The sequence below is a fragment of the Dietzia sp. JS16-p6b genome, from assembly GCF_003052165.1.
Lineage (GTDB): Bacteria > Actinomycetota > Actinomycetes > Mycobacteriales > Mycobacteriaceae > Dietzia.
In genome coordinates, this window is record NZ_CP024869.1 from 2,433,456 (window position 1) to 2,454,631 (window position 21,176).

Annotated in this window: 18 protein-coding genes; 11 read left to right on the plus strand and 7 right to left on the minus strand. The window is 71.3% G+C overall.

Annotated features, from left to right (window positions below):
* Positions 1-49: 49 nt before the first annotated feature.
* On the minus strand, positions 50-667 hold the full coding sequence (locus CT688_RS11070) for a LysE/ArgO family amino acid transporter (RefSeq protein WP_107756936.1): 618 nt from the start codon (positions 665-667) through the stop codon (positions 50-52).
* A 67-nt stretch (positions 668-734) separates the two neighbouring features.
* Between CT688_RS11070 and CT688_RS11075 the strand changes: the two genes are divergently transcribed.
* The 8 genes from CT688_RS11075 (at position 735) to CT688_RS11110 (ending at position 10,605) form a co-directional block, all read left to right on the plus strand.
* Positions 735-1,631, plus strand: coding sequence for a LysR family transcriptional regulator ArgP (locus CT688_RS11075; protein WP_107756937.1), 897 nt, complete (start codon positions 735-737; stop codon positions 1,629-1,631).
* A gap of 84 nt (positions 1,632-1,715) precedes the next feature.
* Entirely contained in the window at positions 1,716-2,315 is a 600-nt protein-coding gene (pth, locus tag CT688_RS11080; protein ID WP_107756938.1) for an aminoacyl-tRNA hydrolase, read from the plus strand.
* Positions 2,316-2,486: 171 nt separating this feature from the next.
* Complete coding sequence (locus CT688_RS17765; RefSeq protein WP_231750597.1) at positions 2,487-2,681, plus strand: DUF1990 family protein; 195 nt, start codon at positions 2,487-2,489, stop codon at positions 2,679-2,681.
* A 121-nt stretch (positions 2,682-2,802) separates the two neighbouring features.
* Entirely contained in the window at positions 2,803-4,476 is a 1,674-nt protein-coding gene (locus CT688_RS11090) for a peptide chain release factor 3 (RefSeq protein ID WP_107756939.1), read from the plus strand.
* Between the two features lie 161 nt (positions 4,477-4,637).
* Positions 4,638-6,263, plus strand: coding sequence for a hypothetical protein (locus CT688_RS11095; protein WP_231750306.1), 1,626 nt, complete (start codon positions 4,638-4,640; stop codon positions 6,261-6,263).
* A complete protein-coding gene (locus CT688_RS11100) occupies positions 6,260-7,480 on the plus strand; it encodes an MFS transporter (RefSeq protein WP_231750307.1) in 1,221 nt (406 codons plus the stop codon). The genes CT688_RS11095 and CT688_RS11100 overlap by 4 nt, the downstream gene beginning before the upstream one ends.
* Positions 7,481-7,503: 23 nt before the next feature.
* On the plus strand, positions 7,504-8,949 hold the full coding sequence (locus tag CT688_RS11105; protein WP_107756941.1) for a GH1 family beta-glucosidase: 1,446 nt from the start codon (positions 7,504-7,506) through the stop codon (positions 8,947-8,949).
* 9 nt (positions 8,950-8,958) lie between these two features.
* On the plus strand, positions 8,959-10,605 hold the full coding sequence (locus CT688_RS11110) for a serine hydrolase (protein WP_107756942.1): 1,647 nt from the start codon (positions 8,959-8,961) through the stop codon (positions 10,603-10,605).
* Here the strand turns inward: CT688_RS11110 and CT688_RS11115 are convergent.
* The 3 genes from CT688_RS11115 to ppk2 all read right to left on the minus strand — a co-directional run bounded on the left by CT688_RS11115 (position 10,553) and on the right by ppk2 (position 13,803).
* A complete protein-coding gene (locus CT688_RS11115; protein ID WP_107756943.1) occupies positions 10,553-11,728 on the minus strand; it encodes an AI-2E family transporter in 1,176 nt (391 codons plus the stop codon). The two genes, CT688_RS11110 and CT688_RS11115, sit on opposite strands and share 53 nt — an antisense overlap.
* A 54-nt stretch (positions 11,729-11,782) precedes the next feature.
* Positions 11,783-12,826 (minus strand): enoyl-CoA hydratase/isomerase family protein, encoded by a 1,044-nt coding sequence (locus CT688_RS11120; RefSeq protein ID WP_107756944.1) that lies wholly within the window; start codon positions 12,824-12,826, stop codon positions 11,783-11,785.
* 77 nt (positions 12,827-12,903) lie between these two features.
* On the minus strand, positions 12,904-13,803 hold the full coding sequence (gene ppk2, locus CT688_RS11125) for a polyphosphate kinase 2 (protein ID WP_228549382.1): 900 nt from the start codon (positions 13,801-13,803) through the stop codon (positions 12,904-12,906).
* Positions 13,804-13,936: 133 nt separating this feature from the next.
* Between ppk2 and CT688_RS11130 the strand changes: the two genes are divergently transcribed.
* From CT688_RS11130 to CT688_RS11140, 3 genes are all read left to right on the plus strand, one after another.
* Positions 13,937-15,550, plus strand: coding sequence for a GMC oxidoreductase (locus CT688_RS11130; protein ID WP_107756945.1), 1,614 nt, complete (start codon positions 13,937-13,939; stop codon positions 15,548-15,550).
* A gap of 119 nt (positions 15,551-15,669) precedes the next feature.
* Positions 15,670-16,221 carry a TetR/AcrR family transcriptional regulator gene (locus CT688_RS11135; protein ID WP_159078006.1) on the plus strand — a complete coding sequence of 184 codons (552 nt, stop codon included), beginning with the start codon at positions 15,670-15,672 and terminating at the stop codon, positions 16,219-16,221.
* A complete protein-coding gene (locus CT688_RS11140) occupies positions 16,218-17,090 on the plus strand; it encodes an HAD family hydrolase (protein ID WP_231750308.1) in 873 nt (290 codons plus the stop codon). The genes CT688_RS11135 and CT688_RS11140 overlap by 4 nt, the downstream gene beginning before the upstream one ends.
* Here CT688_RS11140 and CT688_RS11145 read toward each other — a convergent pair whose 3' ends face one another.
* The 3 genes from CT688_RS11145 to CT688_RS11155 form a co-directional block, all read right to left on the minus strand.
* Entirely contained in the window at positions 17,091-18,020 is a 930-nt protein-coding gene (locus CT688_RS11145) for an endonuclease domain-containing protein (protein ID WP_156607219.1), read from the minus strand.
* A 252-nt stretch (positions 18,021-18,272) separates the two neighbouring features.
* Positions 18,273-20,189, minus strand: a complete 1,917-nt coding sequence (locus CT688_RS11150; protein ID WP_107756948.1) for an ABC-F family ATP-binding cassette domain-containing protein — start codon at positions 20,187-20,189, stop codon at positions 18,273-18,275.
* A complete protein-coding gene (locus CT688_RS11155) occupies positions 20,189-21,172 on the minus strand; it encodes a 4-(cytidine 5'-diphospho)-2-C-methyl-D-erythritol kinase (protein ID WP_107756949.1) in 984 nt (327 codons plus the stop codon). Before CT688_RS11155 ends, CT688_RS11150 begins: the two co-directional genes overlap by 1 nt.
* Positions 21,173-21,176 lie beyond the last annotated feature (4 nt).

The window sequence follows — 21,176 nt, forward strand, 5'->3', positions numbered from 1 at the left end:
CCGCTCCCCACGGAGCTCCGCGCCCGGCTGTACTCCCCGGCCCCGGTCGCTACCCGCGGATCAGGCCGACGGCCAGCGCGACCATCATCACGGCGATCCCGGCGTCCAGCACCCGCCACGCACCGGGGTTCGCGAAGACCCCCCGTAGGGCCCTGCCACCGAAGCCGATCACCACGAACCACACCGTGCCCGCGAGGAACGCGCCGGCCGCGAACACCCAGCGAAGGTCCCCGGCCTGTTGATTGGCCAGGGTCCCCAGGAAGACCACGCTGTCGAGGTAGGCGTGAGGGTTGAGCCAGGTGAACGCCGCACACGCCGCGACCGCGCCCAGGGTCGAGGGGACGCGCGAGTCCCCGTCCACCTGCAGCCCGCTGCCGGGCCGGAGGGCCCGGGACGCGGCAACGGCGCCGTAGGCCAGCAGGAAGACGACCCCGAACCACGTCATCACGGTGAGGGCGGCGGGCGCGGACTCGACCAGCGCCCCGACCCCCGCCACACCGAGCAGGAGCAGGGCGGCCTCGGACACGACGCAGAACAGGACGATCGGGACCATCGCCACGTCTCCGCGAATCGAGCGTTGGAGAACGTAGGCGTTCTGGGCGCCGACGGCGGCGATGAGCCCGAGGCCCATACCGGCGCCCATCAGGAGGGTGGAGGTGGTGGTCACGCACTCACGCTAGATCCGCGCGGTCTGCAGTGCTACTACAGTTCTTCAGCTAGCATTAGCCAGACTTATGCACGCACTGCATCTGGATCACCTGCGTACCCTCGTGGCCGTCGTCGACCTCGGCTCCTTCGACGCGGCCGCCGCCCATCTCCACGTCACCCAGTCGGCGGTGTCTCAGCGCATCCGGTCGCTGGAGGACTCCGCCGGCCGCATCCTGGTCCGCAGGGACCGTCCCGTCACGGCGACCGATGCCGGCGAGACGGTGCTCAGGACCGCACGTCAGATGCTCCACCTGGAGGAGTCCCTGTCCCGCGAGTTCGACGGAGCGGAGACCCCGTCGGAGCACGTGGTCCTGGCGGTGGCGTGTAATTCCGACTCGCTCGCCACCTGGTTCCTCGACGCCATGACCGAGGTCCACGGCTCGGGCCAGGTGGTCTTCGACCTCCGCCGCGAGGACGAGTCATTGTCCTCCCAGCTCCTCCGTCGCGGCGAAGTGATGGCGGCGGTGACCAGCGAGTCCCGGGCCGTCCAGGGATGTCGGTCACTCCCCCTGGGGTCGATGCGATACCTCGCGTGCGCCAGTCCCGGATTCGTGGCCCGGCACCTGCGCGACGGTTCGCCCACGACCGCGCTGGGCCGGGCCCCCATCGTCGACTTCGATCGCAGCGACGCCCACCAGGAACTCCACTACCGTCGGCTCGCGCGACGCGAACCGACCGGCCCCCGCCACTTCGTCCCCAGCTCGCACGACCACGTCCGTGCCATCGCCGCCGGCTTGGGCTGGGGCCTGGTCCCCGAACAGTTGGCCACCCCGTGGCTGGTCTCCGGTGAGCTCACCGAGGTCTCTCCCGACCGCCCCCTCGACGTCCCGCTGTTCTGGCAACACTGGAGACTCCAGTCGCCCGGCCTCGACGCCCTGACCGCCGCGGTGCTCGAGATGGCCAGGGCAGAGTTGCGACCCTGACGAGGTGAGCGGGCCGGGGCGGGAGGGCCGGGGTGGGAGGGCCGGGGTGGGCCGCCGACCGACCCGGTCTGGGACCATGAGACCGTGAGTACCGCTGACACCCCCGGGCCCCGACTCGTGGTGGGCCTGGCCAACCCCGGTCCCGACTACGAGGGGACCCGCCACAACATCGGCTGGGACGTGCTGCTCGAGCTGGCCTCCCGCGCCCTGCCCATGCCGGCGAGTTTCTCCACACACAAGCGGACCAACTGCGAGGTGGCCCAGACGCGGGTCGCCGACCAGGCCGTGATCCTGGCCCGGCCGCGCAGCTACATGAACCTGTCCGGGGGGCCCGTCGCCGCGGTGGCCAAGTACTTCTCCGTCGCGCCCACCGACGTGATCGTGGTGCACGACGAGATCGACATCGACTTCGGACAGGTCCGTCTCAAGCGCGGCGGGGGCGAGGGCGGGCACAACGGGCTCCGCTCGGTCACCGCGGCCCTGGGCACCAGGGACTACATCAGGGTCCGCGCGGGGGTCGGCCGGCCACCGGGGCGAATGGCCGTGGCGGACTACGTGCTCAAGCGCTTCTCCAAGCTCGAGCAGCCCGACGTGCCGTTCCTGGTACAGGACGCCGCCGACGCGGTCGAGCTCCTGCTCACCCACGGACTGGAGACCGCCCAGAACCAGGTCCACTCCGCGTGAGCCGCCCCCGGCGGTTCCGACGCGACGCCGTTCTGGGCTCCGGGGCCGACTCTTCGACCGCGCGAGCCGCGCACTGTTCACCTGGGACATGCATCGCCGCGCCGGCCTCGTCGTCGTCTCCGACGGTCCCTCGCGCTTCCCGGCCACCCCGAGACAGGCCGGGAGTCGTTCCTGGTCGAGCGCGACCCGTCCACCGACGTCGTACGCCTGCGGATCGAGGCCGAATCCGCCCACGCCACCCTGCTCGCGAAGTGGGTCGCGCCGGTCGCCCGCTACGAGCAGAACCGGCTCACCCGCCGCTACCTCGCCGCGCTCGTGGAGCACCCCGGCGCACCGAGCCCCGGGAGCGATCACCGACCCGCGTGACCACTGTTTTCGCGCGCGCCCGCCGACCCCGGCGGCGCACCCGCGGATTGGGTGCTCGACCGCGCACGGACGTACCCTGGGATGACGACGGCGAGGGCCGCCGGAGCACCGAGGAGGACGCGTGACCGAGACCGCCGAGCACACCGGGACCACCGGACGGTCGGCCGGTCCGGATGCGTCCGGCCACGTCGCGTCGGAGGTCGCCCGCCGCCGGACCTTCGCGGTGATCGCCCACCCGGACGCCGGCAAGTCCACCCTCACCGAGGCGCTGGCGCTGCACGCGCGCGTCATCACCGAGGCCGGTGCCGTCCACGGCAAATCCGGCCGTCGAGCCACCGTGTCGGACTGGATGGAGATGGAGAAGGCCCGCGGCATCTCCGTCAGCTCCACCGCGCTGCAGTTCACCTACAAGCCCTCCGGGTCTGCCGAGGACGACGAGCCCTACGTCATCAACCTCGTCGACACCCCCGGCCACGCCGACTTCTCCGAGGACACCTACCGGGTGCTCACCGCCGTCGACGCGGCGGTGATGCTCATCGACGCCGCCAAGGGCCTCGAGCCACAGACGCTCAAACTGTTCCGCGTGTGCAAGCACAACGGCCTGCCCATCATCACGGTGATCAACAAGTGGGACCGTCCGGGGCAGGCGCCACTGGAGCTGCTGGACGAGATCACCGAGCAGATCGGCCTGGTGCCGACCCCGCTGTTCATGCCGGTCGGCATCGCCGGCGACTACCGGGGGTTGCTCCGCCGCGGCCCCGACGGTGCGCCCGAGGAGTACATCCACTTCACCCGCACCGCCGGTGGATCGACCATCGCCCCGGAGGAGCACTACGACCCGGACACCGCCGCCCAGCGGGAGGGCGAGGTGTGGGAGACGGCCGTCGAGGAGTCCGAACTGCTCTCCGCCATGGGGCAGGACCACGACCAGGAGCTCTACCTGGCCGGCGAGACGAGCCCGGTGATCTTCGCCTCCGCGATGCTCAACTTCGGTGTACACCAGATCCTGGACGCGCTGGTCGAACTGGCCCCACCGCCGCACGCGTGGGAGACCGTGACGGGAGCACCCCGGGAGACCTCGGATCCGTTCTCCGCGGTCGTGTTCAAGGTTCAGGCCGGCATGGACGCCGCGCACCGCGACCGGCTCGCGTTCATGCGCGTGGTCTCCGGGGAGTTCGAGCGCGGGATGGTGGTCACCCACGCCCAGTCCTCCAAACCGTTCACCACCAAGTACGCCCTGACCGTGTTCGGCCGCGACCGCACGACCGTCGAGACCGCCTACCCGGGCGACGTCGTGGGCCTTGTCAACGCCACCGCCCTCGCACCCGGCGACACCCTCTACACCGGTAAGAAGGTGCAGTTCCCGCCGATTCCCCAGTTCGCACCCGAGCACTTCGCCGTGGTGCGCGCGCAGTCGCTGGGCAAGTACAAGCAGTTCCGTAAGGCCATCGACCAGCTGGCCGCCGAGGGCGTGGTGCAGATCCTGCGCAACGACACGCGTGGGGATGCCAACCCCGTCATGGCGGCGGTCGGGCCGATGCAGTTCGAGGTCGTCACCGCCCGCATGAAGGCCGAGTTCAACGTCGAGGTGGTCGTCGACCGCCTGCCGTACTCCATCGCCCGCCGCACCGACTCCGCCTCCGCCGACGAACTCGGCCGGCAGCGCGGGGTGGAGGTGTTCCAGCGCACCGACGGTGAACTCCTGGCTCTGTTCGGCGACAAGTGGCGCCTGCAGTACATCAGCAAGGAGATGGAGCACCTCACCATAGAACCGCTGGTCGCGGACACCAACTGACGCTCCCGCCACACACGCCCCAGCGGTGCGAACCCAACTCTGAACAGCTGTCCAGAAATCTCCGGGAACGGGCCGTGCCACGGCCGAACCTTGGTTAATCTCCCTTTCACACCGACGCCCCCGCCGACCCACGGCGGGCGCCGTCTGAGAGGGGCACGTCCATGGGAAACGGCAGTTCGACCACGAGGTCCACGACCACCGGCAGATGGGCGCGCTCGGCGCTGGCTCTGCTCTCGGCTGTCGCGGTGACCGTCCCGCTGACGGCCGCGCCCGCGGCGTCCGCCACGCCGATCCGGGGCATGGTGGACGCCCACGCGCACATCGCCGCCTCCCAGGCGTTCGGCGGCGCCCTACGGTGCGGTGAGCCTTTCGCCCCCGGCGGGATGGCGCAGGCCCTGGCCGACTGCCCCACGCACTCGGACTTCGGACACTTCTCGCTGCTCGAGTCGGTCCTCGGCGGCACCGCGGTTCCGGGCGGCACCCAGGGCTACCCCACGTTCGCGCAGTGGCCGGCCTCCAACTCGCAGTTGCACGAGCAGGCCTATTACACCGGTATCGAGCGCGCGTGGCGGGGCGGCCTCCGGGTGCTCAACAACTACCTGGTCGCCAACCGGGTGCTGTGCGAGATGCTCATCGGTTCGCCGTACTCGTGTGACGAGATGGATCAGCTGCGTCGTCAGGTCGACTACATGAACCGGATGGAGGCCCACATCGACGCCGAGCACGGCGGCCCCGGCCGGGGCTGGTTCCGGATCGCACGGTCTCCCGAGGAGGTCCGGTCGATCGCCGCGCAGGGCAAGCTCGCGGTGACGGTGGGCGTCGAGGCGTCCGAGCCGTTCGGCTGCCGGATGGTCGACGACGTGCCGCTGTGTTCGGCCGAGGACATCGACCGCGGCCTCGACGAATTCGCCTCGTGGGGCGTGTCCACCGTGTTCCCGGTCCACAAGTTCGACAACGCCCTCGGCGGCGCCCGCATGGACGAGGACCTGGCGGGCCTGGCGGTGAACGTGGGCAACAAGATCGGTACCCAGCGGTTCTGGGAGACCGAGCCGTGCACCGGCCCCGACGCGGACCACGACCAGCCGATCGCGAGCACCCCGGTCGCTGACGGGCTGGCGGCGGTGACCGGGGGCGCCCCCGCGGGAGCGGCATTGCCCGTGTATCCCGAGACGCCACTGTGCAACGTCCGCGGACTGACCCCGCTCGGCGAGCACGCCGTGCGGGGGATGATGGCGCGCGGCATGGTGATCAACATCGACCACATGAGCGTCAAGACGGCCACGCGGACGCTCGACATCGCCGCGGAGTCGGGGTACACGGGGCTCATCTCCGACCACACCTGGGCCACGCAGGGCATCACGCGCCGCATGCACGAACAAGGCGGGTTCGTGGCCGCGTTCGCATGGCCCGCCGATGCGACCGAGACCTTCGACACCGGCTTCCTCGAGGCCTGGCGCGCCAACACCGCCGGCACGACCCGCCCCTGGGCCGGGTATGGCTACGGCTCGGACGTCAACGGCCTGGCGCACCTCGCGGACGCGCGCCCCAGCGCGGCCACCGATCCCCTGGTCTACCCGTTCACCGCGCTCAGCGGCGAGGTGATGGACCGGTGGCGGTTCGGTGACCGTGTCTACGACCTCAACGTCGACGGTGTGGCCCAGTACGGGCTCTACGCGGACTGGGCGGCCGACCTGCTGCACCGGGCCGGGCCCGACCGGCCCGAACTGGAGCGTCAGCTCATGGGCGGCGCCGAGGCGTGGACGGCCAACTGGGAACGCGTGCGGTGACCCGACCGGCCGACCGCGTCGGTCCCCTGTGGATCCTGGCGCTCACCCTCGGCGTCGTGGCGGTCTTCGCCTCGTGGTTCGGCCCGCTCCAGATCCTCCTGCCCGTGCAGACCGACAGGATCGGTGGCCCGGACGGCCGCGAGGCGCTGCTCGGGCTGGTGGTGGGCACGGGGGCCGCCGTCGCCCTGGTGGCCAACCCGCTGTGGGGCCTGGTCTCCGACCGGTGCCGCGCGCGGCTCGGCACCCGGATGCCGGTGGTGTACGCGGGCACGGCGATCGGGGTGGCGGGCCAACTGCTGCTCCTGACCTCCGATTCCGGGCCGGCCACGGTCGCGGGCTGGGTGCTGGTGCAGCTGGGATTCAACGGACCGTTCGCGGTGCTGGCCGCCCTGATGGCCGATCGCGTCCCCGAGCAACAGCGGGGCGTGGTGGGGTCGTTGTTCGGAGTCGGGCAGATCGTCGGGGTGATCAGCGGCGTGGCGGTGGCGGAGTCCGTCGGCGGTGGCCCGGCCGGGTACCTGGTGCTCGCGGTGCTCACGCCCGCGCTGCTCTCGGCGATCGTGCTGGCGGGGCGCGCGGCACCGGTCGTCTCACCCCGTTCCGCGGGAGCGGACATCGACCCGCGACCCCGGATCGCGCTCGCCGACTTCCGTCCGACCCGGCAGTACTGCTGGGCGTGGGCGCTCCGGTTCCTCATGAACCTCACCAACGCGATACTGCTGATCTACCTGTTCTTCTTCCTCGACACCGTGGTCGGGGTGGCCGACCCCGGGAACGCGGTCCTCATGATCACCGTCGTCACCCTCGTCCTCTCCGCGGTGTGCGCGGCGGCGGCGGGGACGTTCTCCGACCGGCTCCGCCGCCGCCGCGAGTTCGCCGCCGCCGGGGCACTGATCACCGCCGGCGGGTTGACCGGCCTCGCGGCGTCCACCACCATGCCCGCCGTGCTGGCCGCCGCGGGCATGCTCGGCGTGGGCTGGGGGTTGTTCATCGCGGTCGACATGGCGATCATCACCGGGTCGCTGGCCACCTCCGGCACCGCGGGCACCCTCCTGGGCATGGCCAACATCGCGACCTCACTGCCGCAGGTGGTCGCACCCGCGATCGCGGTACCCCTCGTGACCTCCGCCGCCGGGTACCCCGCCCTCTACGGGGCCGGCGCGGGCATCGCCGTCGCCGCCGCCCTGTGCACCCTGCGACTCCGCGGCGTCCGATAGACCCACGAGAAAGGACACCTTCCTTGCCGACCCGAGACCCGATCCTGCCCCCCGGTTTCCGCCTGGGCACCGCCACCGCGGCCGCCCAGATCGAGGGCGGGGCCGACGCCGACGGGCGTGGCCCGAGCATCTGGGACACCTTCGCCGCCGAACCCGGCCGCATCCGCGGCGGCGACACCCCGGCCGTGGCGTGCGACCACTACCACCGCCACGCCGAGGACGTCCGCGACCTGGCCGACCTCGGGGTCGACGACTACCGGTTCTCGATCTCCTGGTCCCGGGTCCTGCCCACCGGACGCGGGCGGGTCAACGGACCCGGCCTGGACTTCTACTCGCGGCTCGTCGACGATCTCCTGGCGGCCGGCATCCGCCCCGTGCCCACCCTCTACCACTGGGACCTGCCGCAGACCCTGCAGGACGAGGGCGGGTGGTTGCGCCGGGACACCTCCCGGGAACTGGCCGACTACGCCGCGGTGGTGGTCGACGCCCTCGGCGACCGCGTCACCCGCTGGCACACGCTCAACGAGATGAACGTCCACACCCTGTACGGTCACGGGCTCACCGATCACGCGCCGGCCCTCGGAATGGGGCTGGACTGCCTGCCCGTGGCGCACAATCTGCTCCGCGCCCACGGCCTGGCGGTCGAGGCCATCCGGGCCTCCGGGACCCGGCACGAGGTGGGGGTGGTCCAACAGCACTTCCCGGTCCTCGCCGCGACCGACTCCGCCGAGGACCTCGAGGCCGCCGAGATGTTCCGCATCCTCACCAACTGGCTGTTCTCCGATCCCGTCCTGCGCGGTGAGTACCCGCAGGACTGGGTGGCCGAGCTCGTCATGAGCTCCGCGGGACTGACCCCCGACCAGCTCGAGCAGGACCTCGTCGTCATCGCCGGCCCCCTCGACCACTACGGGGTCAACTACTACGAACCCACGTTGATCGAGGCCCCGCGCCCCGACACCGACTACTCCAGGGTGCTCGAGGTGGACTTCCCGCAGGACATGCCGTTCCGCCCGGTACGTATCGAGGGCGTCGAGCGGACCGATTTCGACTGGCCCGTCGTGCCGTCGGGCCTCACGGACATCCTCGTGGCGCTCCACGAGCGCTACCCGGGGCTGCCGCCGGTGACGGTGACCGAGAACGGGGCCTCGTTCCACGAGGGCCCCGGAGCGGACGGAGCGGTCCACGACGACCGGCGGATCGAGTATCTCCGCGCACACCTCGCGGCCGTGGCGGACGCCGTCGAGGCGGGCGTGAACGTGGACGGGTACTACGTGTGGTCGGCGATGGACAACTTCGAGTGGGCCGCCGGCTACGCCGAGCGCTTCGGCCTGGTCCACGTGGACCACGGCACCCTCACGCGGACCCGCAAGGACTCCTGGTACTGGTACCGCGACCTGATCGCCGCGCAGCGGGACCGAGTAGCGGGTGGTGGTCCGACACGACCCTCGGGAGAGGATCCGGCGGTCTAGGCTGGGCGGATGACCACAGTCTCGACCGCCGGTCGCCGTCGTTCCCTGGGCCTGATCGGCGTGGGCACGGCCCTCGCGCTGCTCGGGTCGGCGTGTGGGACGCCGTTGGCGACACCCGATCCGGACGCGAGTCCGGCCGCGTACTCGGCGCTCGAGGTCGGCGAGGACCGGATCGACTACGCGGTCGGCAAGGTCACCGACATCGTCGAGGAGGAACTGGAGGCCTCAGGGATCCCGGGCGCGGCCGTCGCGGTGGTGCACGGCGGCGAGGTGGTCCTCGCGGAGGGCTTCGGCGTCCGTGACACCAGCACCGGCGCCGAGGTGGACGCGGGGACAGTCTTCCCACTGGCCTCGATCTCCAAGTCGGTCAGCGCGACAGTGGTGGCCGCGGAGAGCGGGAACGGCGAGGTCGACTGGTCCACCCCGGTGAGCGAGTACCTACCGTGGTTCGAACTCTCCGATGCCCAGCTGTCCCCGCTCGTCACCGTGGGCGACGTCTTCGCGCACCGCTCGGGCCTGCCCGAGCACGCGGGGGACGATCTCGAGGACCTGGGGTATGACCGGCCCGCGGTCCTGCACGGTCTGCGGCACCTTCCGCTCACGCCGTTCCGGGCCTCGTACGCGTACACGAACTTCGGGCTGACGGCCGGTGCGGAAGCCGTGGCGGTCGCCGCGGGGACGCCCTGGGACGAGTTGAGCCGCGAGCGAATCTTCGAGCCCCTCGGGATGAGCGAGACCTCCTACTCGCACGTCGAGCTGCTCGAGCGGGACAACCGGGCCGTCGGCCACGTCAGGAACGACACGGGCGCGGGTACCGGCGACTGGGTGCCCGCCGATCCCCAACGCGATCCCGACGCGCAGGCCCCGGCGGGGGGACTGAGTTCGTCGGTGACCGACATGGCCGCGTGGATGGCCATGGTGCTGCACGACGGCAAAGGACCCGACGGCACCCAGGTGGTCCCCGCCGAGGCGCTGCGCGAGGCCCTCACCCCACAGATCGTGTCCGCGCCCCCACAGGCCGCAGCCGACCGCCCCGGCTCCTACGGGTACGGCTTCAACATCGGCACCAGCTCGTCAGGGCGGGTCCAGTGGAGCCATTCCGGGGCCTTCGCGCTCGGCGCGGGCACCGCGATGCTCATGCTGCCCTCGCTGGACCTCGGGATCATCACCGTGACCAACGCCTCGCCCACCGGGGTGGCGGAGACGATCAACGCCCGGTTTGCCGACTACGCCCAGTACGGCGACCCCACGCTGGACTGGCGCGAACTGTTCGGACAGGCGTTCGCCCCAGTGCTCGATCCCGTGGGAGACCTGGTGGACGCGCGGCGACCCGCCGCCCCGGCGCCGGCACCGGACCCGGCCGAGCTCGTCGGCACTTACGACAACGACTACTTCGGGACTCTGGAGGTCCGCGAATCGGAGGACGGGCTGGAGATGATCGTGGGCCGGGTGGCCGTCGCGTGGCCGCTCGAGCCCTGGGACGGCGAGACGTTCGCCGTCGAACCACGGAGCGAGAACTGGCCGCCGGGGTCGCGGGGCTCGGTGACGTTCGACGACGACGAGGTCACGGTCGAGCTCCTGGACGGCAACAGACTCGGGACCTTCACCCGAGCTCCTGCCGGAGAGGACCCCGCCGAGGGCGATCCCGGCGACTGACGCGCCGTCTGTCGCGTCTGGCGTCGGCGTCGGGGGTGGTCAGGAACGTCGAGAGCCACCTCATCCGCGGATCGGCGTCCACCAGGAAGGCCTTGACCACGAGCGTCAACGGCACCGCCAGGATCGCGCCCAACGCGCCGGCCACCGAGGTCCAGAACACCAGCGAGAGAAACGTCACGGTGGGGGTGAGTCCCACGGCGTCGCCGGTGAACTTGGGCTGGATGAAGCTCTGGATCACCAGGTTGACCACGCAGTAGATCACCACCACCCAGATGGCGTCGACCGGTCCCCCGGTCAGCAGTGCGAACAGCGCGGGCGGCACGAGGCCCAGCACGAAGCCGATGTTGGGGATGTAGTTGGTGACGAAGGCCAGCACGCCCCACACCACCGCGAGCGGCACGCCGATGATCATCAGAGCCACCGTGTCGATGATCGCGACGAGGAGACCGAAGATCGTCGAGACGATCCAGTACGACTTCACGCCGTCGGTGAAGGAGCTGAGCGCGTCGGCCAGCCGGGGCCGCTGACGGACGATCACGGCTCGACGGCGGGTGACGCCCGGGACGTCGAACACCAGGAAGGTCAGCGCGATCACCAGGACGGTGAGCTGGCCCCCCGCCGAGGACACCTGCCCCGCCACGTTCTGGACCGTCCCGATGATCGTGCCGGGGTCCACGCCCGCCAGGCTCGACGAGACCTGATCCTGGCTGACCCCGAACCGGCCGAGGAACTCGATGGTCTGACCGTAGAGCTCGACGAACCTGTCCTGATACTGCGGGATCTCCTCGGCGGCGATCCACAGCGCCCACACGAGCATCCCCACCAGCGCGGCCAGCAGCAGGTAGAGCACGAGCAGGACGATGATCATCCCACCCCACCGCGGCAGGCCGGCCCGCTCCAGGCGCCGCTGCAGCGGCTGGGCGGCGATCACCAGGTTGAGGGCGAGGAAGGCCGGCATGACCATGGCCGCGTGCTGGGAGATCCCCCAGACCACCGCGAACGCCGCGGCCAGCGACACCACCGTGACGCCGGCGATTCCCCACCCCCTGGGCTCCTCGTGCGGGGCGGGCACCTCGGTTTCGCGCACGCCGGGTTCGCGAACGCCATCGCCGGTGGTCGTCATGGCCCCTCCTCGACCCGCGCCCAGCGCGCAGGACGCGGATCAGAGTAGCCCCTGTCAGCCCCCGTTCAGCGCCGAACGGATGGCGTGGACGTCGACGTCGTCGAGGTCGGCCGGATCCCACGTGGGATCGCGGTCCTTGTCGATCACCACGGCCCGCACTCCCTCGACGAAGTCCGGACGGGCGGTGATCCATCCGCCCAGCGCCAGCTCGTTGTCGAGGCATTCGCGGAGATCGCCCGCGGCGGCCCCGGCGCGGAGCAGCTCGATGGTGGCGATGACGGAGGTCGGGCAGTGGGACCGCAGCATCCCGAGGGTCGCGGTGGCCCACTCGTCCTGGGGGCCGGACTCCAGGGCGTCGACCATCTCCTGCGCGGTGCCGCGGCCGAAGACGTCCTCGATCCGGTCGATGTGCTGCTCGACCGCGGACTCCCCCGCCGCCGCGCGCTCGAGGCCGTGTCGCTCGAGGGCGGCGTCGAGGCCGTCGGATCCGATGGCGGTGACGAAGGTGTCCCGGTCGGCGTCGTCGATCAGATGGGTGGCCAGACCCGTGTAGAGGGCGTCCGCGGAGTTCATCCGGACCCCGGTGGTGCCGAGGTAGATCCCCACCGCCAGGCCGCGGGTCCCGCCGCCGCACAGTCGGGGCAGGAAGTGGCTGGCGCCGACGTCGGGGATGAACCCGATCGCCGTCTCGGGCATCGCCATCATGACCGTGGTGGTGACCACCCGGTGCGAACCGTTGATGGAGATCCCGAGGCCGCCGCCCATCGCGACGCCGTGGATCACCGCGACCGTGGGCACCCGGTGGGTGTGGTACGCGAGGTCCATCGCGTACTCCTCGGAGAAGAACTCCCGGTTGGTCTGGTGCTCCCCGGCGGCCGCGGCGTCGCGCAGGGCGCGGATGTCGCCGCCCGCGCAGAACGCCTTCTCCGAGGTACTCGTGGTGACGACGGCCTCCACGCCCGAGTCCTGCGAGGCGGCGTCCAGTGCGGAGTGCAGGGCCCGGCACATGGGTAGGTCGAGGGAGTTCAGGGCCTTGGGGCGGTCCAGGACGATGTGCTGCATCCGGCCTTCTCGCCGGGTGGTGACGAATTCGCTCATGCCCCCAGTGTGTCAGGCCGGTCACCCGCCGTCGCCGAGATACTAGGAATTCCTACCTAGATCGCCCCCGCCTCACCTCAGAGCAATTCCGACGCGACATCCGGGACGTACTTGAACTCCTCGCGTGGCGGCCGCTCGTAGTTGGCCCCCTCGGGTCGCTCCGGGATCTCGAAGGTCGGCGGCTCCAGCTTCTCCCACGGGACGGTGGAGAGCAGGTGGGAGATCACGTTGATCCGCGACCTCTTCTTGTCCTCGGACTCCACCGTGTACCAGGGCGCCTCCGGGATGTCGGTGTGGATGAACATCTCATCCTTGGCGCGGCTGTAGGCCTCCCACCGGTTGATCGACTCCAGGTCCATCGGCGAGAGCTTCCACCGGCGCATGGGATCGTCGTGCCGGGAGCGGAACCGGCGCTCCTGCTCCTCGTCGGACACGGAGAACCAGTACTTGCGCAGCATGATCCCGTCCTCCACGAGCAGGCGCTCGAAGATCGGCGCCTGGTGCAGGAAGCGGCGGTACTCGTCGGTCGTACAGAACCCCATCACGCGCTCCACGCCGGCCCGGTTGTACCAGGAGCGGTCGAAGATCACGATCTCACCGGCTGCCGGCAGATGCTCGACGTAGCGCTGGAAGTACCACTGCGTCTTGTGCACCTCGGTCGGCGCGGGCAGTGCGACCACGCGGGCGTACCGGGGGTTGAGGTACTGGGTGATCCGCTTGATCGCCGACCCCTTTCCTGCGGCGTCGCGACCCTCGAACACCACCACGAGCCGGTTCCCCGTCTCCTTGAGCCAGGCCTGCATCTCCACGAGCTCGGCCTGCAACCGCTCCAGTTCGGCCTCGTAGGCCTTCTTGGGCAGCTTCTCGAGCCCGCTGGGCAGCAGGTCCTTCGTGCCCGCCTTCGTGCCCGCCGCGTCCGAGGAGGCCTTGGGGCGCGCCTTCTTGGCGCCCTTCTTGCCCTGCTTGTCGCCACTCATCCCACCGATACTACGGCCGCGCAGGCGGCTCCGGGCCCGGAGGAACGTCTTGACAGTAGTCCAGACGACTGTCTAGCTTCGGGCGAGGGTGACGCTCGTCACCGCACCGACACGATCCTGACGGTTAGGCGACATGACGACTCTCACCCGCCGGGGGTTCCTCGGCTCACTCGCCGCCGCCGGGGTCGCGGCACTCGCGTCCGACCCCCTCGCCGCCGGCCAGGGGACCGACCCCGCGAGCCCCGCACCCGCAGGCCCCGGACGAATCCCCCACGAGGTGCAGGACCACCGGGTCCTCGTGGTGGGCAGCGGGTTCGGCGGCGGCGTCGCGGCGCTCCGGCTCGCCCAGGCGGGCGTCCCCGTCGTCGTCATGGAACGAGGACGCCGCTGGCCCACCGGCCCCAACTCGACCACCTACCCCAGCGTCAGCGCACCCGACGAGCGCATCCTGTGGTTCCGCTCCGCACCCGAGGTCTTCGGCCGACCCGTGGACCTGCCGCGCTACACCGGGCTGCTCGACGCCTCCGTGGGCGAGAACATGACCTCCGTGTGCGCCACCGGCGTCGGAGGCGGGTCCCTCATCTACCAGGGCATGTCACTCCAGCCCAGCGAGGAGTTGTTCCAGACCTGGTTCCCGGGCGCGATCGACTGGCGCGAGATGGAGCAGGAGTACTTTCCCCGCGTCTCCCGGATGCTCCGCCTGGCCGAGGCCCCGGACGAACTCGTCAACTCCGCCCAGTACACGGCCCCCCGCGTTTTCGCCCAGAGGGTGCGGGCCGCCGGTCTGCCACTGCGCAAGATCCCCATGCCCATCGACTGGGACTACGCACTGGCCGAGCTGCGCGGCGAGATGCGGCCCTCCTACACCGACAGCTCGGGCGCGCTCGGCGTCAACAACGGCGGCAAACACACCGTCGACGTGACCTACCTCGCCGACGCCGAGGCCACGGGACTCGTCGAGGTCCGACCGCTCCACGACGTCCGTGCCATGCGGCGGCTGCCCGACGGACGCTGGGAGCTCGACGTCGAGGTCCTCAACACCGCCGGACGCCTCCTCAAGACGCTGGCCATGCGCGCACCCGCGGTCATGTTGGGTGCCGGATCGGTGGGCACCTCCACGCTGCTCACCCGAGCCTCCGCCACCGGCACCATCACGGACCTCCCCGACGCCGTCGGCAGCGGCTGGGGCACCAACGCCGACCGGATCTACACCTGGACCGACCCCACCGCAGGATTCGGCGCCGTCCAGGGCGGGCCTGTGGTCTACGGGAGCCTCAACTGGTCGGACCCCACCACCGCCCACACCCTCATCCAGGCGTCGATCCCCGCATTCGGTGCGGATCTGCACACCACGATGATGGTCGGGTACGGCGTGAGCGCCGACCGTGGCCGGATCGTCTACGACGCAGCGCAGGACCGCGGCGTCATCCGATGGCCCGCCGCCGGTGACGCGGGGATCCTGCGCGGTCACATCGAACCCACCGCGCGCGCCATCGTCGGCCCGACCGGCCACCTCACCGACACCAACGACATCGTCAACTCCACCTGGCACCCGCTCGGCGGCGCGGCCATGGAGCAGGTCTGCGACCTCGACGGGCGGGTCCTGGGCCAGCGGGGCCTGTACGTCGTCGACGGGGCCCTCATCCCGGGCACCACCGCCGCCTGCAACCCGTCACTGACCATCGCGGCGATCGCCGAGCGAGCCCTCGACCGGATCGTCCGCCACGATGTGGGCGCGATCATCTGAGGCGGGAGCGGGCGAAGCCGTCCGAGCCGGGAGCGGGCGAGGCCGTCCGGACGGATGTGCACACCGTCATCAGCGTCGAATGCCCGGGACCGGTGGCGGCGACCGGGATAATGGGCGGTGTGAGGTCTCGCGAGAACATCCTCGACGCCACCCGCCGCGTCATCGGCGAGGTGGGCTTCGAGGGCGTCAACATCGCGGTGGTGGCCAAGCGAGCCGGGGTGAGTCGACAGACCGTGTACTCGATCTTCGGTACCCGTGAGGAACTCGTCAGCGAGGCGATAACCCATCAACTCAGCGCACTCCTCGGTACCTACGAGTCGCTCATCGACTCGGCGGACTCGCTGCTCGAACTCCTGGTGGAGATGGTGGTCGTGTCCCGGCAGAGGATCCTCGGCGACCCCCTCCTCCGCGCGCTGACGCTCTCCGGCGAGGGCAATCCGATCCACCATCCCGGAGCCATCGACAGATCCCTCGGCTACACCGCTCAACTGTTGAGACCGGCGGTCGAGCGCTTCCCCGAGTACGCCGACCGCATCGACTTCCTCGCCGACGTCGGAGTCCACATCGGCTGGTCGGTGATCGTGCTCGACCCCCCCGACTCCCGCTCCGACGCCGAACTGCGGTCCTTCCTCACCGCCTGGCTGGCGCCGCTGTTCACATCGGCGTCGTGAGCACCCGGCTGGTCCTGTGGGATCTCGACCTCACGTTGCTCGACCCCGCCGGGTTCGGTTCCCGGATGATCGGGCCCGCTCTCGCAGAGATGGTGGGCGGGGAACCGATCATGGACACCTCCTTCGCCGGGCGGACGGACCGCGCGATCTGTACCGACCTGCTCGCGAGAAACGGGATCGAGCCGCGCGAAGGACACGTCACCCGCCTCCTCCGCGCGGTCGCCGAGAGGTGCGAGACCCACGGTCATGATCTGCTCGACTCCGGCGGCGGGCCTCTGCCGGGCGCGCACGAGGCGGTGGGCGCCCTCGCCTCCGTGGCCGGGGTGCACCAGGGGATCGTCACCGGCAACATGCGGCGGACGGCGCTGCTCAAGCTCCGGTTGTGCGGTTTCGACGGCCTGCCGGATCCTCGGCTGGGCGCGTTCGGTGATCACCACGCCGACCGCGCCGACCTCGTGCGCGGGGCGATCGCCACGGCCCGCACCCTCGGGCTCGACGTCTCCGCCGGTACCACCGTGGTCATCGGGGACCACGTGCACGACGTGCGCGGGGCACTCGATGCGGGGGCACACTGCGTCGCGGTAGCCACCGGCCGGGTCAGCGCTGACGAGTTGCGCGCGGCCGGAGCCCACGCCGTCCTGCCCGACCTCACCGACGTGGAGTCCCTACTCGAGGCGATCTCCGCCCTGACGCCCTCGGCGGTCCCCTGCCCCACCGCGCCTGAGACCTCCACCGCGGTTCGGCCGTCACAGCCGCTCGGGCCCCGCAGCACCTCGGGCCCCCGCAGCACCTCGGGTCCCGCAGCACCCCGGGACCCCGCAGCACCCCGGGACCCCGCAGCACCCGGTGAATGGTCGTGTCCGTTGTGATCAGATGGCGCCTCCGTCACAGTGGGCACGACCAACCTGTGAGGCGATGTGGTGGCGGCCGCGCTCGAGGGCCGCGCGGGCCTGGCGGAGCACCGCCCGAGGATTCCTGAGCATCGACCCGGTGACGCGGACCACCTGCCAGCCGAGTTCGGCGAGTTCGGCGTTGACCCGGGCGTCGTACTCCCACTGGTCCTTCCCTCGATGGACCTCGCCGTCATAGAAGACCGCGACCATCTCGGCCTCGTACGCGAGATCCGCGGTAGCGATTCTCGCTCCGTACTCGTTGCGGATCGCGACCTGTGGAGTCGGGTCAGGGAGGTCCGACCGGACGAGGAGTAGCCGAAGTCTGGTCTCCGGTGGCGAGTCCGCCCGCGGGTCGCACCAGTGCAGCAGGCCGCGCACCCTGCGCAGACCATGCAGTCCTCGCACGCTCTCCGCGAGTGCACTGACCTCGCTGACCGAAATGCGGGACCGATTGCACACGGCATCGATCTTCGCGATGGCGGCGTCGTCGTCGAACTCCCACCTCGCGACGTCGACCGCCGTCCGCGCCGCGGAGGTCACCCGGAGACCACCGATCGTCACCACGTGCCCGGCAGGCAGGGCACGCCGGAGTCGGCGCAACCGCACTCCGCGCGGAGCGGGCGCCGTACCGACCGCGTAGACGTCGACGCCTCTCCCGACCGCCGCCGGCGCGTACCAGCGCTCACGGTGGAACAGTCCCGCCGCGAGACCGCCGATCACAGCTCCGGCGGGCGCCCACAATGCCGCGCCGCGAACCAGGCGATCAGGGGTGACGGGCTCCCCGGCGGCCAGGTACACGTCGGGGAACAACCGGCGATGTCCTGACCTCAGCTGATGGCCGGTCAGGCGGCCGGCCTGCACCGCGGCACTTCCGACGAACGGCTCAGCAGGATCGGCTAGAGGCACCACAGCATCATCACGCGCCGCGTCCGATCACACCCGCCGGGAGCGTCGCCTGTGGAGGAGCAGAACGACCATCCACAACCACCCGCGCACGCCGGTGACAGTCGCAGGTGGTCCTCCCGCGTTCTGGTCGTGCCCAGCGCGGCGAGACGCGCGATTCACCGCAGCAGAGACGACCAAGACCGATGGACGCCTGAGTGCGTCGTCCCCCTGGCGCGCCGGCCTGCGGTCAGCCCTCTGGTCGTCGGCCTGCGGTCAGCCCTCTATCTGCTCGCCGATCTCCATCCAGCGTTCCTCGAGCTCCTCCTTCTCCGCTGTCACCTGCTTGAGGTCGCGGTCGAGCGAGGCGAGCTTCTCCGTGTCGAGCGCCTCTCCCGCGGCGGCGGTAAGCGCCTCGTGAAGAGCGGCCTGACGCGTGTCGAGCTTGAGCATCTGCCGCTCGATCCTGGACATCTCCTTGCGCAGCGCCCGCTCTTCGCCCGAGCTGAGACCGGCCCCGGCGGGCGCAGCGGACGCCGAGCCAGGTCCCGCATCCGAGCCAGGCCCCGCACTCGAGCCCGCACCCGAGCCCGCATCCGAGCCCGCACCCGAGCCCGCACCTGAGCCGGCGCCCGCACCGGACCCGGAGGCCGGCTGACGCAGAACTTTGCCCGAGTCGCCCGCGGCCCCGGCGCGGGCGCGGCGCTCGAGGTACTCGTCGATCCCTCGCGGGAGGTTGGTGAGCCCGCCGTCGCCGAACAGGGCCCACACCGAGTCGCAGATGCGCTCGACGAGGTAGCGGTCGTGGGAGATCACGACCATCGTGCCGGGCCAGCCGTCGAGCAGGTCCTCGAGCTGGCGGAGCGTGTCGATGTCGAGGTCGTTGGTGGGCTCGTCGAGCAGCAGCACGTTCGGCTCGTCCATGAGCACCCGTGTGAGCTGTAGGCGCCGGCGCTCGCCGCCGGAGAGGTCCCCGACCGGCGTGCGCTGGCGTGCCGGGGTGAAGCCGAGACGCTCGGCCAGCTGGGAGGCGCTGAGTTCGATGTCGCCGAACGCGACCCGTGCGGCCACGTCCTCGATCGCCTCGAGCACCCGCTGGTCCAGCGGCAGATCGTCGAGCTCCTGCTTGAGCCACCCGATGCGGACGGTCTTGCCCTCCTTGCGGCGGCCGGCGGCGAGCGGGGCCTCCCCGGCGAGCGCGCGCAACAGGGTCGTCTTGCCCGAACCGTTGACACCCACCAGGCCGAGCCGCTCGCCGGGAGCCAGACGCCAGGTCAGGTCCTCGACGAGGGTGCGGCCGTCGGGGGCGTCGAGACGGGCGTCCTCGAGCTCGATGACCACCTTCCCGAGCCGCCGGGCCGCGAAGCTCGACAGGCGTAGGGAATCCCGGGGCGGCGGCACGTCCTTGATCAGCGCCTCGGCCGCCTCGATGCGGTACCGCGGCTTGGAGGTCCGCGCCGGTGCGCCTCGACGCAGCCAGGCGAGCTCCTTGCGCATGAGGTTCTGCCTGCGCGACTCGGAGGCGGCGGCCTGGCGGTCCCGCTCGGCGCGGGCGAAGACCCAGTCGTTGTACCCGCCCTCGAACTGCTCGACCCGGCCGTCGACCACCTCCCAGGTGTGGGTGGCGACGGTGTCGAGGAACCACCGGTCGTGGGTGACGACGACGAGGGCCGAGGACCGCGATCGGAGGTGATCGGCGAGCCACTGCACCCCTTCGACGTCGAGGTGGTTGGTCGGCTCGTCCAGCACCAGCAGGTCAAGGTCCTGGACCAGCGCGGCGGCGAGGGAGACCCGCCGCCGCTCGCCGCCGGACAGGTCACCCACCGCCGTGTCCAGGCCCAGGTCGTGGATGCCGATCCCGTCGAGCACGGCGCGGATCCGCGGATCGCCCGCCCACTCGTGTGTGGCCACGCCCAGGCCGCCGAGCACGGCCTCGCCCACGGTGTCGGCGGCCAGCTCGGTCCGCTGGGTCACCACGGCCAGTCGCAGGCCGCTCACGCGCGAGACCCGCCCGGTGTCCGGCTCGGCCACGCCGGTGAGGATCTCGAGGAGCGTGGTCTTGCCGCCGCCGTTGAGACCGACCACGCCGATGCGGTCGCCGGCGTTGACGCCCAGGGAGACGTCGTCGAGTACCTGTCGGATCCCGAAGGACACCGACCCCTGCTCGAGGTTGATGAGGTTGGTGGGGGCCATTACTGCTCCGGTGTCTGTTGCGGGTTGTCTATGACGTGGGCCCCGGCGACGGGGCCGCGGGTGAGTCGGACCTCGCGCGCGACACCGGTCTCGCTCACCTCGGTGGCCACCGCGATCGCCTGGTCGCGGTCGGCGCAGAAGAACAGGCAGGTGGGGCCGGAGCCGGAGACCATGCCGTGCAACGCTCCCGCCTCGGCTCCGGCCCGCAGGGTCCTGCGCAGCGCCGGCATCAGCGAGAGCGCGGCGGGCTCGAGATCGTTGGCGAGCACCCCGGCCACCCGCGCGGGGTCGTCGCCCGCGAGCGCCTCGACCAGTGCGTCGACGCCCCCTGCCCGGGGCAGCTCACGGCCGATTCCCCCGTCAGCGCGCAGCCGGTCGAGTTCGGCGAAGACCACCGGGGTCGACAGGCCGCCGTCGGCGAGGGCCACGACCACGTGCTGTTCGGCTCGCGCGTGCAGCAGCGGCGCGAGTTTCTCACCCCGGCCGGTGCCCAGCGCCGTGCCGCCGCGGAGGCAGAACGGGACGTCGCTGCCCAGGCGAGCGGCCAGCGCCTCGAGGGCCGCCCGCCCCAGTCCCAGTCCCAGCAGTCGGTCGGTCGCCACCAGGGCTGCCGCGGCGTCCGCGCTCCCGCCGGCCATACCGCCGGCCACCGGAACGCCCTTGACGATCCGGATCGACAGCCGCGCGTCCGTACCGGCCTCGCTCCGGAGGAGGTCGACCGCCCGGGCGGCGAGGTTGCTCCGGTCCGTGGGCACCTGGTCCGCACCGGGCCCGGAGACGACCACCTCGCCGTCGCCGGCGTCATCACCGTCGACCCGAGCGACCGTCACCCGTTCCCACAGGTCCACGGCACGGTACACGGTGAGCAGGTCGTGGAATCCGTCCGCTCGCAGGTCACCGACCCCCAGGTGGAGGTTGATCTTGGCGGGGGCGACGGCCGTCACGGCGCGCGCGCCGGCGGAGGTGGAGACGTCACGAGGCACGCCG

Excerpts from the sequence above, each read along its gene's own strand:
- CT688_RS11150 (WP_107756948.1), bottom strand. The coding sequence starts at position 20,189 with ATGGCCCCCACCAACCTCATCAACCTCGAGCAGGGGTCGGTGTCCTTC.
- CT688_RS11095 (WP_231750306.1), top strand. The coding sequence starts at position 4,638 with ATGGGAAACGGCAGTTCGACCACGAGGTCCACGACCACCGGCAGATGG.
- CT688_RS11115 (WP_107756943.1), bottom strand. The coding sequence starts at position 11,728 with ATGACGACCACCGGCGATGGCGTTCGCGAACCCGGCGTGCGCGAAACC.
- CT688_RS11110 (WP_107756942.1), top strand. The coding sequence starts at position 8,959 with ATGACCACAGTCTCGACCGCCGGTCGCCGTCGTTCCCTGGGCCTGATC.
- CT688_RS11130 (WP_107756945.1), top strand. The coding sequence starts at position 13,937 with ATGACGACTCTCACCCGCCGGGGGTTCCTCGGCTCACTCGCCGCCGCC.
- CT688_RS11075 (WP_107756937.1), top strand. The coding sequence starts at position 735 with ATGCACGCACTGCATCTGGATCACCTGCGTACCCTCGTGGCCGTCGTC.
- ppk2 (WP_228549382.1), bottom strand. The coding sequence starts at position 13,803 with ATGAGTGGCGACAAGCAGGGCAAGAAGGGCGCCAAGAAGGCGCGCCCC.
- CT688_RS11120 (WP_107756944.1), bottom strand. The coding sequence starts at position 12,826 with ATGAGCGAATTCGTCACCACCCGGCGAGAAGGCCGGATGCAGCACATC.